Origin of the sequence: Chryseobacterium cucumeris (genome assembly GCF_016775705.1) — a bacterium.
GTDB lineage: Bacteria > Bacteroidota > Bacteroidia > Flavobacteriales > Weeksellaceae > Chryseobacterium > Chryseobacterium cupriresistens.
Genome location: NZ_CP068760.1, coordinates 1,802,587 through 1,817,072, shown reverse-complemented (window position 1 = coordinate 1,817,072; position 14,486 = coordinate 1,802,587). Strand labels below are relative to the sequence as shown.

12 protein-coding genes are annotated in these 14,486 nt (G+C 35.8%); all 12 read left to right on the top strand.

What is annotated here, in order from left to right; all coding sequences use genetic code 11:
* The first annotated feature begins 121 nt into the window (after positions 1-121).
* The 12 genes from tssD (JNG87_RS08080) to JNG87_RS08025 all read left to right on the top strand — a co-directional run bounded on the left by tssD (JNG87_RS08080) (position 122) and on the right by JNG87_RS08025 (position 14,481).
* Positions 122-529 (top strand): type VI secretion system tube protein TssD, encoded by a 408-nt coding sequence (gene tssD / locus JNG87_RS08080; protein ID WP_062675339.1) that lies wholly within the window; start codon positions 122-124, stop codon positions 527-529.
* Positions 530-703: 174 nt separating this feature from the next.
* A complete protein-coding gene (locus JNG87_RS08075; RefSeq protein WP_202843219.1) occupies positions 704-2,635 on the top strand; it encodes a type VI secretion system Vgr family protein in 1,932 nt (643 codons plus the stop codon).
* A 62-nt stretch (positions 2,636-2,697) separates the two neighbouring features.
* On the top strand, positions 2,698-4,026 hold the full coding sequence (locus tag JNG87_RS08070; protein WP_238349697.1) for a hypothetical protein: 1,329 nt from the start codon (positions 2,698-2,700) through the stop codon (positions 4,024-4,026).
* A 6-nt stretch (positions 4,027-4,032) separates the two neighbouring features.
* Entirely contained in the window at positions 4,033-4,641 is a 609-nt protein-coding gene (locus JNG87_RS08065) for a hypothetical protein (RefSeq protein WP_238349696.1), read from the top strand.
* Positions 4,642-4,760: 119 nt separating this feature from the next.
* Complete coding sequence (locus JNG87_RS08060) at positions 4,761-5,297, top strand: hypothetical protein (RefSeq protein ID WP_123278824.1); 537 nt, start codon at positions 4,761-4,763, stop codon at positions 5,295-5,297.
* Between the two features lie 88 nt (positions 5,298-5,385).
* Positions 5,386-6,021 (top strand): PepSY domain-containing protein, encoded by a 636-nt coding sequence (locus tag JNG87_RS08055; RefSeq protein ID WP_202843214.1) that lies wholly within the window; start codon positions 5,386-5,388, stop codon positions 6,019-6,021.
* 343 nt (positions 6,022-6,364) lie between these two features.
* The gene (locus JNG87_RS08050; protein ID WP_202843212.1) at positions 6,365-6,766 is read left to right on the top strand and encodes a hypothetical protein; all 402 of its coding nucleotides are present in this window, start codon (positions 6,365-6,367) and stop codon (positions 6,764-6,766) included.
* Between the two features lie 265 nt (positions 6,767-7,031).
* Complete coding sequence (locus tag JNG87_RS08045; protein ID WP_202843210.1) at positions 7,032-9,530, top strand: ATP-dependent Clp protease ATP-binding subunit; 2,499 nt, start codon at positions 7,032-7,034, stop codon at positions 9,528-9,530.
* Between the two features lie 60 nt (positions 9,531-9,590).
* The gene (locus JNG87_RS08040) at positions 9,591-10,454 is read left to right on the top strand and encodes a lytic transglycosylase domain-containing protein (RefSeq protein WP_110011671.1); all 864 of its coding nucleotides are present in this window, start codon (positions 9,591-9,593) and stop codon (positions 10,452-10,454) included.
* Positions 10,455-10,797: 343 nt separating this feature from the next.
* Positions 10,798-11,211, top strand: a complete 414-nt coding sequence (gene tssD / locus JNG87_RS08035; RefSeq protein WP_053328223.1) for a type VI secretion system tube protein TssD — start codon at positions 10,798-10,800, stop codon at positions 11,209-11,211.
* Positions 11,212-11,404: 193 nt separating this feature from the next.
* Entirely contained in the window at positions 11,405-13,591 is a 2,187-nt protein-coding gene (locus tag JNG87_RS08030; protein ID WP_202843208.1) for a type VI secretion system Vgr family protein, read from the top strand.
* Positions 13,592-13,623: 32 nt separating this feature from the next.
* Complete coding sequence (locus JNG87_RS08025; protein WP_202843202.1) at positions 13,624-14,481, top strand: hypothetical protein; 858 nt, start codon at positions 13,624-13,626, stop codon at positions 14,479-14,481.
* The last annotated feature ends 5 nt before the right edge of the window (positions 14,482-14,486 follow it).

Genomic DNA, 14,486 nt, shown 5'->3' with positions numbered 1-14,486 from the left:
TAGAACTACTACAAAATCTCAGATTTATAGGGAAAAGTTTTTTTTAGCGGAAAAGAGCCTCTATATTTGCTAACACAATCACCGAATCACAAAATATTACTAACGATTAAATTTACTAATCATGGCCGAAAGAAATTCAAGAGGAATCTTAAAATTCAATAATGGAGAAGGGCAAAAGCTGTTAAAAATGAATTACAGCGTTTCCAGATCTACAGATGTTTCAGGACGTGTAGCATCAGATCCTTCCAACGCATTAATCAAGGTTACAGTAGAAGCTACTGAAAAATCAGATATCCTTGAAAGCTTGCTGAACGGTAAATATAAGCCGACTGTAGGAGAGATTACTTTTAACAAATCTCACGAAGAAGGAACATTGATTACACTGAAATGGCAGAACGGATATGTAATCCAGCATCAGGTAGATTTCGACGCCATCGACAGCAACAGTATGCTGATCAGCTTCGTAATCAGTGCTGAAACAATAGACTATGGTACTTCTCAATACGCTGGGCTATGGCCATCCAGCTAAATACTGACACACATTATCAACATTCATAAGAAGAAAGACTGTCCCTATTTAAGACGGTCTTTTTTTGCCTGAAAGAAAAATTATAACCTGAGAATTTTATTTTATAACGTGTTTATATAATGTCTGTTATATAAAATATTGTTATCTTTAATACTAAACACAAACACAAAGCATATGAAAACCGAATCAAAGACCAAAGGATCTTCTTTCCGTCCATCTCAGAATGCGGACGGGATATCCGCGAATCATCACGCAGGGATCAACCGGCTGGTCAAATTATCACTGGTTGTAGAAGGTAAAATTATTAAGTACTATAAGCATTTCACTCTTAAACAGAAAGCGGGTCACCATCACGAATTCAACCTTATTCTCGCTCACGATGCATTGGGAGACCGGCAGAGCCATACCCTTGAGGAAGCCAATAAATTTCTGGGAAAACGTCTTACAGCTGTTATTTCCTACAAAGATATTGAGAAAAGTCCGGAAAGGAATTTTGTTGGGGTTATTACCAAAGTAGGATTCAGTCAGGAAAAAATGAGTCTGGGAAATATTGTGCTTTCCGGATACAGCCCGACGATCCTGCTGGACGGTGCTCCGCATATCCAGAGCTTTGGCGGCAGCCAGCCCGTTAATATGGGAATCATAGCCAAAGAAGTAATACAGCAGGGAATAGATAAAGAACGGTTTGATATAAGAGTCGATACCAATGATTATTCCCAGATCATTTACAGCAGCCAGTATAACGAAACCCATTATAATTATCTGTCGAGAATGGCAGAAGCTTATGGAGAACAATTTTACTATGATGGCGAAGTTTTGCATTTTGGAAAGCTTCCTCCACAAAATAAACCTATAAAATTATTATATGGGAGCAATGCGGATCATATCAGGGTAGAACTAAAAGCGGTTCATACAAAACCTCAGTATTATGGCTATAACAGCAGTAAACATGAAAAACTGACTTCCGGGGAAACTCCGGTTGACCATTTAAGTGATCTGGCCCGTACAGCATATAGCCATAACAATAAAATATATAAAACTCCGGCACTGCAGGTTGCACCTATTAAAGCAACAACACACCTGGATGTGGAGCATTCTCAAAGAAGCGCGTCAGGAAGTGAAGCGGTTAATGTATTTTCGGTTTCCGGATCTACAACCGTTCCTTTTTTGCATCCCGGATGTATTGCTGATATTCATATGAGAAAACCGGACAGCAGTGAAACATCTTATTTTACGAAGGTTATGGTGACAGAAGCCGTTCATGAAATTGATACGATCGGACATTACACAGGAACTTTCGAATCCATTGCAGCAGACACGGGTTTTCTGCCCAAACCGGAATTTACGGTACCGGCTGCTCAGCCACAGATTGCAACGGTAATTTCCAATACTGATCCGGAAGGACAGGGAAGAGTTCAGGTAAGATTCGACTGGCAGATGAATGATACCACTCACTTTGTAAGAGTAATGAGCCCCGATGCAGGAGGAACCGATCAGATCACTCAAAATCGTGGTTATGTAGCTATTCCCGAGGTAGGCGATCAGGTGATGGTTAATTTCGTACACAGTCATCCGGACAGACCATTTGTAATGGGAGGAATGTTTCATGGCGGAATAGGCCTTGGTGGAGGAGCTGAAAACCGTGTGAAATCTATTCAGACAAGAAGCGGCCACAGAATCGTTTTCACAGAAGATGAAAGTATCATTATTACAGACAAAAGCGGCAATGAGATCCATCTGGATACGACGGGCAGTAATATCAATATCACGGCACCGGAAACCATGACCCTGAACTGTAAGAATATGAATATTAATGTAGGAGAGAATATGACGACGACGGTGGGAATGAATAAGTCTGATAGTATCGGATTAAATAATACTGAGACTGTAGGCGCTATGAAACTTACTTCGGTTATAGGAAATGTAAGTACATTCATTACGGGTAAACTTACTGAAATTATTGAAGGAGATGTATACAGCGAAACAAAGAAGGAAAGAAATGAAATTTCTGAAAAAGAAATTAACATTACCTCCAATGCTTCCATCAATAAACACGCCCAGCAAGAAGTACAAAACAACAGCGGAGAAAGATCTAAAGCCTATTAATTATGAGCAGAACGAGAATTGTAAAAGGCACCTACAACAAAATCTCTCATGAAAATCATAATATGTATTCTCAGGAGAGTATTATTTCACGTGCCATGAAATGGATTTCTGAAAAGGGTAATGATAAAGGAGTGAGTCATAATACGCCACAATCTCCTCCATTAGCTCCTCAGCCCATTCAACTTATTGTTCAGTTCAGACCTAATAAGGGATGGAAAGGAGAATTTGGGTTTGATTGGATGAGAATAGGTGATACCAGTCTTTTTAATGATCAAAAGTTTAGTGATATTATAGCTTATCAGTATGAGGATGCTAAATTTACTACGAAAGTAAAAGATGGTAATAAATATAAGGGATATTTTAAGATTGATGAAACAATGTTTAATAACCTTAAAAAAGAATATAATCCTTTCTCTATTTTATGGAAAACGAAAAAAGATAAAAATACTGGAAAAGATATTCCGGAAGAATATTTTATACCATGGTTGTCCATTATAAAAGATAAAGAAGTTAAGATCACTTTTTTTGCAGAAATTCAACAGGAGGCTGATTATTTGGAATTTACAAAGTCTGATTATTTTACTTTTACTCCAAATAAAATAGAGATAAAAGGGAAAAAGAAAATATCTTTGAATGATTATGAAGTGACAATCAAATGCATAAAGGAGTTTACAAGTAACCAAACTATAGAGTTAAAAGCTTTTAAAACTGAAGATGGGAAAACCATTGAGGCTATTGTAGGAAAACTAAATGTCTGGGCAAATGATAATACTAAACAAAAGAAAAAAGATGTTGTATTTGTGGAAATAAAAACTCCCGCTATATCTTCAAAAAAAGAAGAAAAGCCCTCAATAAATGATGAGAAAAATAGGATTAATCAGTATCTCGAGCAAGCATATATCAAGTTATCTAATGACTCTGATATTGTTGAATTAGATTTAACGACAGACAAAAATTTTGTTGATTTTGTAACCAATGGAGAAGTAGATTCTGATAAAAAGAGCAGTGGAAAAGAATTGCAGGATTATTTGAAAGTTCAATTGGAAAAAGTCTATCCCAAGAAATATACTAAGCATTTCAAAGCTTTTTATTTTGCAGAACATGGTTACAATGCAGGAGGAGGACATGTCTCTGGCTATTCAAATTATGGAGCGGATTATGTAGTGGTATTTAAAAGCAAAAATGATCAGACTGCAGCCCATGAGTTTCTTCATTCTATGAATTTAGCCCATACATTTTCCAATAAAGAAGCGTCTTCTCATGCGTTATATACTTATGAATATAAAAAGACAGATAATTTACTGGACTATTCGCATCATGGAGGAAATGATAATAAGCGATGTTCATTATATTACTGGCAATGGAAAAAAGCCAATTCATCTATAAAATAGATAGTTATGAATAAAATAATAATGTTAATGTGGTTGAGTATATTTATACAATGCCAGTCTCAAAAAATAGATAAGTATATGATACCAATTGTTGACAATAAGTATGAAAAATTTGATATTGAAAATTTTCAAAAAAATTCTGTAAGAGGAACCTTGATTTTAAAGTCTAATAATGCTACTGTCTTAGAGGATAAACAATCATATGGATTTATAAAACAGGTATACAAGAAAGATGATATTTTTTGTCATACCGTCCTATATTACCCGACTGGGAAAATTAAGGAAAAAGGAATTACGTTCAATAATGGTACTGAAATAGGCATATGGTTTTACTATGATGAATCTGGTAAACTTGTGAAGAAGGAAAACACGGATGAAGGTTACGATTTTAAACCTGAAAATGTTATTTCATACTGCGAAAAAAATAAAATTAATCTCCCAAAAGGCTATCATGATTCAGGTTATCAGACAAGAGTACTAAAACGAGATTTGGAAGGCAAAAAAGTATGGCGGATTTCTCATCAAATTGCTGGCGACAAAATAGAAGAAGTCATTCTGGATGGTAAAACAGGAAAAGAGCTTCAAAAGAATACAGTACCTTTTTATAACCCATAATTGCTAATACTTTTATGAACAGATTACTAGAGCATTTAATTTAGCAAGAAGCCTTGATGAAAAAAGAACGGCTGGTATGGTAAGATATTTAAAAGTTAACAATATGAATTGCTATAAAAATGGAAAACTTATTAAATCAACACATCAAGGGATTTTCAACAACCATCGTTAAGGTTTTCTTACAATTATTATTAATAACTACTGTAGCTTGTACAAAAATGAATGAACAAACATTTAAAGTATTTGGAAAAGAAGATATATTGAAGAATACTAAAATTAATATCATAAAGATAGATGATAGAGGAGCAAAAACTGAAAATACATTATTGTTTTTAGGAAAAGAATATGACATAAATGCAGAAACGGAAGCAGGTGCTACCTATGAACTTTATGTTTCTTATAAAGATTCATTAGTTAATATATTGAAATTTGAAAATGTAATGAGAAATGCAAATGATCATATTAATCATATTTATTTGAATGAAGAAAATAATAGTATAAATGTTATTTATATCGGAAGAGAATCAGATGTGGTTAAGCATCATGGATTTATGAAAACATTGATGCCAAAAAACGATTTTTATAAAGCTAATAATATTTCAGATGATAAAACGATAGAAAAGTATAACCAGCTTTTTTTTGATGAAGTTAAGTAGCTTTTAAATTATGAAATTAAAAGTTTTTTTTTACTGTTATACTTTTATTTTTCCCAATGTAAAAAAACAATAACCTATAAAAAATATTGTGAATAAAATAATAATATTAGTTGGGTTGGGTCTTTTTACTCAATTTCAATCTCAGGAATTACAAAAGACAATGATCCCTAAAATTAGTAACAAATTTGAAAAGTTTGATATAGATAAATTTAGTAAATCAACAAAAAAAGAAACTGATGTTGTAAGAGAGTTTCTGCCCAATGGAAACTATATTGAAATGAGTATGGCAAACTCTGGTAAATATTATACCGAATCATATAAAGATTCCTATTTTATGATATCTAAATCTTATTACACCAGTGGAAATATAAAAGATAAAGGTATCATGTTTAATGTTCCTTGGGGAGCTCCTTTTCAAAAAGGAATTTGGTATGGTTTTGATGAAAATGGAAAGCTGATTAAAGAGATTGATTATGATAAGCCTTACAAATATACATTTGAAGATATTTTAAAATTCTGTGAAAAAGAAGCTATTCCCATTACAAAAGGTCCGGTATTACAAAGTACAGGTTTTCATACTATAATTTCAAGAAGAATAGAAAATGAAAAACCTATTTGGGAAATAGAATGGTTAAAGAAGTCGAATCGTGTTGAAAATATAATTTTGGATGGTATTTCCGGTAAAGTAATTTCAAGAAGAGAGTCAGAATTTATAAACAATTGATTTTTTAGTTATGAACTAACAGTGGGAATTACATTTTGAATGTCATTAACATATACACTGTATTATTGAAAAACAATCAATGTACAAAAAGAATATTATGAATAAAATAATAATATTAGCTGGGTTAGTTTTTTTTACTCAATTTCAATCGCAGGAATTACAAAAGACAATGATTCCAAAAATTACTAATGAATTTGAAAAGATTACTATACAGAATTCTAAGAAAAAGATGATGACAGATGTATTGAAACTCCATAGGAAAGAAAAGAAATCTTTTCTGCTTCTAAAGCTGTATACAGAATAAGTATTTATCATGGAGATTCTTTTTATAAATTAGGTAGTTATGAAAAAATTAATTTACATGGCATTAATATGTAGTTTATTTTCATTGTTAGGATGCAAAAGTAAAGAGCAAAAATTTTTGGATAATCATAAAGTAATTCTTTATGAGACTAAGGAAGCAGAAGATTTTATTAATACTGCAAACATAAAACCTGACGAAGCAAAACAGATTCAAGCAGCTTTTGCTATAAAAAATAATAAGAAACCTGAATCTTATAGCTTCTTTATAATAGACAATAATTATGTTTTTACCTCTTATTTTCATCCGAAAGTTCCAGAAGCTTCAACAAGTGGAATATGGGTTGATAGTAAAACGGGGATTGCAAAATATATGGAAACTGGAATATGGTTAAGAGCTTACAAACCTTATCTTGAAAATGGTGAATCCTATCATTTTCAATAAAAACTTAACCATACTATTCAAGTAGGGGGGTAATTTGCCATAAAAATGGACCTTCAAAATCAGTCTTAAAACAAAAAACACCGTTGTTACTTCTCTAATTGAAGAATTAACTATCTTTATATCGTTTAGAATAAAATAATTAATTTTAGCATCACAAAAAGAACGATTTTTTATGTCTTGGTAAAATGAATGAAAAATAAAGATCAAAATCATCAAATCTGCATAATAAACAGAACGCAAATATATTAATATAAGAAAATTATAAATGGGAGTACTAGTAACCAACGAAACAGTAAAGCAACTATTTCATATTGCTCAGTCGATAGCGAAGGAAAACTATAATGGAACTTATGGAGGCCCGCATATCCTGCAGGCTTTAATGCATAAAGATATCGGCCTTAATGAATTCCTGAAAAGTATAGATAAAGATCCGGGTTATTTCTATGAATGGGCAGATGTTCGTATCGAAGAATATCCGAAAACCAGCCATCTTCCCGATGAAGTAGGACAGGATGAAGCGGTAGATACCCTTATTGAAGAAGCTGATGATATCCGTTTAAAGCTTGGACTGGATGAGATTACTCCTATCTGTATTCTGACAGCCATTGTAAAACCACAGGTTGTATTTTCTCTTCAACAGTTAAAATCACTTCCGCTGAGAGAACATGAGATCTTCAATCTGTACAGAAAAGATACTCCGTTTACTGTTTCAGAAGAAGGAGATTTTTCATCATTATTTTCAAATGGTTCAGCAGATTATTCAGACTCTTCCTTTCCTTCCATTAAAAGCTATTGTGTAGACAGAACGGCGCAGGCGAGAAAAGGAGAAATCGAAAATATCATCGGCAGGGACAAAGAACTCAGAATGCTGGTGGAAATCCTTTGCCGAAGAAGCAAACCGAATGTGATCATCATCGGGGAGCCGGGAGTAGGAAAAACAGCTTTGGTAGAAGGTTTTGCTACAGAAATTATTAAAGGAAATGTTCCTGAAATGCTTAAAAACGGTACCCTTTTAGAACTGGACACCGGAGCATTACTGGCGGGAACTTCTTATAAAGGTGAAATTGAAGACCGCCTGAAAAAAGTAATCAATGAATGTAAGAAAATTGAAAAAGCCATTCTCTTTATTGATGAAATCCACACCCTTTTAGACCCGAAAGGAAGTATTGGAAATGTTGCTAATCTCCTTAAGCCTGAACTTGCGAGAGGTGAAATTACCGTAATCGGAGCTACAACGCAGGAAGAATACAGAAAAATTATAGAGCCGGAACAGGCTTTCAACCGTCGTTTTGAAGTGTTAACCGTTCTTGAACCGGATGAGAAGACCTGTGTCAAAATGATTGATGTCCTATTGGAAGGCTACAAAAAACACCATGGTATTGAAGTGGAAAAAACTGCCCTTCCCGAATGTGTACGTCTGGCAAAAAGATATGCCAAAGGTAAAAAATTACCGGATGCCGCTATTGACTTATTAGACAGAACAATGGCAGCCATCAAAATGCTTGATGAACTTTCCGAAAAAGAACTTGAAAGCTGGAAAGAAAGTTATGATGCGATTTTAACAGAAGAATATGCCGACAGCAAAGATAAAGCGGATGAACTGATCTGGACTTACAACCTGCTGAGAGACAAAATAAGTCCGATTCTCTGGGGATCACTGAGTGAGCAGCCGTCCATCGACAACTCTATGCCCGTAGATCAGATCCAGAAGATTATTGAAGATACTTACGCAGAACTTTTACAGCATGCCGCCAAAAAAAGAGAAAAAGTAGACAGACTGGAGCTTGCTGCTGTAATGGCCGCCAAAACCAATATTCCGATCGGAAAAATCCAGGCTCAGGAAAAAGAAAAACTCCTGAATATGGAATCTCTTCTGTTGAACAGAGTCGTAGGACAGGACCATGCATTGAAAATCCTTTCCGACGCTATTGTTGAAAACCGAAGCGGATTGAATAAACCGGGACAGCCTATCGGATCCTTCTTCCTTCTGGGACCTACCGGAACCGGTAAAACAGAACTGGCGAAATCAATGGCAGAATTACTGTTCAATGACGAGAAAGCCATGGTACGCTTTGATATGTCAGAATTTAAAGAAGAGCATTCCGCAGCTTTGCTATACGGAGCGCCTCCGGGATACGTAGGATACGAAGAGGGTGGTATGCTGGTAAACAAAATCAGACAACAGCCTTATACCGTTGTGTTATTTGACGAGATTGAAAAAGCTCACCATTCCGTTTTTGATGTATTCCTTCAGATTATGGATGAAGGAAAAGTTCATGATAAATTAGGTAAGGAAGGAGATTTCAGCAATGCACTGATCCTGTTTACCTCTAATATCGGAAGTGAAGAAATTGTAAAACAGTTCGAAGAAGGAAAAATTCCGGAATCATCTTCACTGATGCAGATTATGTCAAACTCCGGACGATTCAGACCTGAGTTTCTGGCAAGAATTACAGAAATCATTCCTTTTGCACCGATCACGGAATCCATTGCAGAAAGAATCTTTAACATTCAGCTGAAGTCACTTCATACTTCATTAACAAGATTGGGAATTGCTTTAAAAATTACTGATGAAGCGGTTAAAAATCTTGCATTAGGAGGATTCAGCAGCAAATATGGAGCAAGACAGATCTCTGGAGTCATCCGTGCACAGCTTGCAAGACCGATCTCTAAAATGATTGTGAGAGAAGAAGTAAAATCCGGCCAGACTATTCATGTAGACTGGAATAAAGACGAAGAAAAACTAAGCTGGAAAGTAGATTAAGTATAAAGCAAAGGGTATTTGCAGCCAGCTTTTACCCTTTTGCTTATAAATAAAATTAAAATGAAAACAATTGTCAGAAATATCTTTACAGGTTTTCTATTATTAGGATCCGTGATTATGATCAACGGACAGTTTCTTGCTGCTTCCGACACCTCGGAAAGCAGTGTGAAGAAGTATAAGGGTATTATTAATGCCAATAAAGATCTTGTAGAATTTATTGAACAGTTACTCCTTCAGAAAGGTCTTCCCAAACATTTGAGAAACCTGGCCCTGATTGAATCCCATTTTGACAGAAATATTACCTCAGGAGCCGGAGCAGTAGGGATCTGGCAGTTTATGACAGCACATGCCAACCAATACGGACTTACCGAGCAGGGACGTACCGATATTTATAAAAGTACCAAAACAGCTGCTATTTCACTGAGTAATCTTTATAAAAAGTACAATAACTGGGTGACAGTAGTCGCTGCTTACAACTGCGGAGAAGGGAATATTGCCAAAGCGATGGAAGCTGCAGGTTCTACCCAATACCATGAATTTTATAAATACCTTCCGGGGGAAACCATTAATCATGTAAAGAAATATCTTAATGCATGCTATGCCACAGGAGAACTTCAGAGTGTACTGAATAATTATAACTCTGCAAGAATCAATAAGATTTTCTTTCAGGGAGACCGGAAAGAGACTGCTGCAGCGCTTTCAGAAACGGAGATCAATGCAGGATTCAACCTTAATATTGTCGCCGCTGAACTGAATGTAGAAGTGGATAAAATTCTTGCCTGGAATCCCGGAATTATGGAAGAGCTTCAGAAAAAAGGAGAAAGCCCATTCTATCTTCCGATGGATCTGATGCCGGACTTTCTGCTAAGGAAAAATAAAATATTGGTTCGCTCCCTAAAAGAAGGAGGAAAAATTCAGCAGTAAAATATATCAACGATATAAAAAAGCAATCAGCAAAACTGATTGCTTTTTTTATTGTACAATCTGTTAAAAACAGACCAATTTTTTACTAATGAAATCTTAATATTTCTCAATGATGTGGAAAATTATTGATTTTTTATACTTCTTTTTAATGAGTTAAATCCTTTGTTAATAGGGTTTGTGGTAGGTTTTTTAAATCCAATGTCGTAGAATTACGACAAGAAATCGTAGAATTACTACAAATTTTCAGATTTCCATTCAAATGCTTTGTTTAGCGGAAAAGAGCCTCTATATTTGCTAACACAATCACCGAATCACAAAATATTAACGATTAAAATTTACAATCATGGCCGAAAGAAATTCAAGAGGAATCTTAAAATTCAACAACGGAGAAGGACAAAAGCTGTTAAAAATGAACTACAGCGTATCAAGATCTACAGACGTTTCAGGACGTGTAGCATCAGATCCTTCCAACGCTTTGATCAAAGTTACAGTAGAAGCTACTGAAAAGTCAGACATCCTTGAAAGCTTACTGAACGGTAAATACAAGCCGACCGTAGGAGAAATTACTTTCAACAAATCTCACGAAGAAGGAACACTGATCACTTTGAAATGGGAGAACGGATACGTAATCCAGCACGAAGTAGACTTCGATGCTATCGACAGCAACAGTATGCTGATCAGCTTCGTAGTAAGCGCTGAAACCATCGACTACGGTACTTCCCAGTACGCAGGACTATGGCCTTCAGCAGGTAAATAAGCCTATTCATCATCTTAGTAAAAATAAAATTGGTACAGAACAGCCCTTGTAAAAGTTTGCTGTTCTGTTTTCTGCTTTACAATAAGTTTCAGATAAATAATCCTTACAGAAACCAATATCTGGAATTTACAAAGCCTGTAATGATACCTACAGCATCAATTCAACATTTATTAACTTAAAAACACGTAACACTATGTTTCAAGATGATAAAATTAGAGTAAAGAATTCTCAGCAATCTATCAGCCAGGATACAGAGACGATCAAAAAAACTGCGCAGGAAAATGCGGTTACGAAAGCAGATGAAAAGGTAAACGAGGCAGGGAATAAAATAAAAAAGACAGCAGAAGCGGCACAGCATTTAAATTCAGCACAGGAAACAGGAAAGTTTCTGAATCAAACGCTGGTTTCTAACGACCCTTCCGTTGTTGAGACAAAAGTATGGGCCAAACAGCCTACTTCAAAAATACATAATGTAGAAGCGATTTCTCAGAGCTATATAGCAGGAATCAACCGGGTTATCAAGCTTGATGTAATCATAGAAGGTGAGATCATTAATCATTTCAAGCATTTTAAGCTGGTACAGAGTGCTACCAGACACCATGAGTTCAGTCTGATACTGGCTCATGATACTTTGGGTAAACCGGAAAATCACAATCTGGAAGAAGCTCAGAAGTTTTTAGGAAAAAGAATCACAGTTGTTTTCAAATATAAAGATATTGAGAAAGGAGCCGAACGTAATTTTGTAGGAGTGGTTACAGAAGTAGGCTTCAGCCAGGAGAAAGGAAGCCTTGGAAATATTATCATCAAAGGCTACAGCCCAACTGTACTTTTGGATGCAGCCCCTCATATTCAGAGCTTTGGAGGAAGCCAGCCTGTAAGTTTGAACAGTATTGCTGATCAGGTAATTAAAGAAGGGCTGGGACAGCATAAATTTGATTTCAGAGTAGATGCCCAGCATGGAAATATATCGTACAGCTCACAGTATGAAGAAACCCATTATAATTATCTCGCAAGAATGGCAGAAGCTTATGGAGAGCAGTTTTATTATGATGGAGAAGTTCTGCACTTTGGAAAGCTGCCGCCACAGGAGAAACCTGTCAGGCTTACTTATGGAAGCAGTGTAAGTGATATTGCCATCAAAATGAAGGCCCAGCATGTAAGTCCTACTTTTTATGGTTATAACAGCAGTAAAAATGAGAAGCTGACAGCTGGCAGTTCGAAAATTAACCATACTTCAGATATTGCAAGACGTGCTTACGAAATATCAGAAAAAACTTTTACCACTCCTTCTTTGAGAGTGGCGCCTATTAAAGCATCTTCCTTTATGGATATTAATGCTTCCCAGAAGGGAACCGCAGGAAGCAAGGCTGCAGAAGTTTTCGTTACTTCGGGAACTACAACAGTTCCTTTCTTATATCCGGGATGTATCGCAGATATCGAAATGCGTAAAACAGAGAGTAATGAAACCTCTTATTTTACAAAACTGATGATTATTGAAGTTTCTCACGAAGTGGATGCCAGAGGCTATTATGATGGCAAATTTGAAGCAATTGCAGCAGATACAGGATTTATTCCTCGTCCCGAATTTCAGATGCCCAAAGCAGAAGCCCAGTTTGGAAAAGTGATTTCAAATACAGATCCTTTAAATCAGGGAAGAGTACGTGTGCAGTTCGATTGGCAAAGCGGACCTGATACTACTGAATTTGTCCGCGTAATGACCCCGGATGCAGGAAGCAGTGATAAAGTAAATAAGAACAGAGGATTTATGGCTGTTCCGGAAGTGGGAGACCAGGTTATTGTCAATTTTGTACATCAGCACCCGGACCGTCCGTTTGTGATGGGAGGAATGTTCCATGGGGGAATAGGTGGCGGTGGCGGAGCCGGTAACAATATCAAAAGCCTGAGCAGCAGAAGTGGAAATAAATTAGAATTAAATGATGGTGAAGGCTCTGTATTTCTGACGGATCAGGGCGGGGCCAACATGAAGTTTGACGGGGCTGGAAATGCCCAGACGAATGCCAATAACAATAAAACGGTTAACGTAGGAAATAATAATACGGTAAATGCCGGCAGTACAAATTCTATTAATGTCGGAGGAAAAGAAGGCGGGGCAGCCAATTCAGTCCTGACAATGGACGCAGCCGGAAATATTGCTCTGGAAGGAAAAACAAAAATTGAATTAAGAGTTGGTGAAAACAGTATCACAATCACTAAAGAAGGGATTACTATATCTGCAAAAGAAGGAATGCTGGATTTGAATTCATTAAAAAATGCATTACTGGTAACACAGGATAACCTGAGTATTCACAGTAAAGCAGTCACTTCAATGAATGCTACAGGAGATATATTTATTACCGGAAGTAATGTTGATATCAACTGATGCCGCGAATATATTCTAAAACGTATTAAAACATGACTTTGGAACCGAATAAAGTTGAAAAAAATGACCAGCTGGCAGGATTCAAATATGCCTGGTACAAAAAAAGAGAATATAATATCAATATAAAATCCTATCTTACTTTAGGGACAGGAAAAGCCAACCAGACGGAAATAGAAGAAGACTGGGTAGTAATACCGGGAGAATATAATCATATTACCATACAGTCTTCTACCCAGCGATATATTCAGGCAGACGGGCAGATGCAGCCATTTTATGAAATTCTTGAAAAAATAAATAAAGCGACTGAGGTTGTTGAATTATCTTTAAATACGGATAAAAGTATCCACGAAGTAACCAATAAAGGTGAAATTGTAAGAAGGTGGGAAGAGATAAAGAAGGATCTGCATTTTTTTGAGCTGGTAAAAGAAAGTTATAAGGTATTTATTCAGATCTATGATAAAGAATTTAACAATATAGATCGTAATATCAGACAAAACTTTTTGTATCAGATCATGTTTTATCCTTTACCGGCATTCAGCGGGGGAAGTTTTACAGATGAAATTCCTGTAAGAACAGCTTTGTCAACCCTTTTTCCGGGAGAAGAACTTGAATATAGTTCCTCGTATAAAATTTTAAAAAACAAAGAAGGAGGCTTCACTGTGAAACTGGATGGAAAAAGTAAAGGAAATCAGTCCCGCTTTGAAAGTATTTATAAAGATAAATATCAGAGAACGCTCGGAAATGCTCTGGAATATAAGTATGCCATTGAGGGAGAGTATATTTATAATGAAGATTCTGTATTGTCAGAGGTCATATTTCATGTGAAAGAAGAACTGAATGAAAAGATGATCTATGTGTGCAGGTACCATATAAGGTTAAGTGAAAAATAACAATT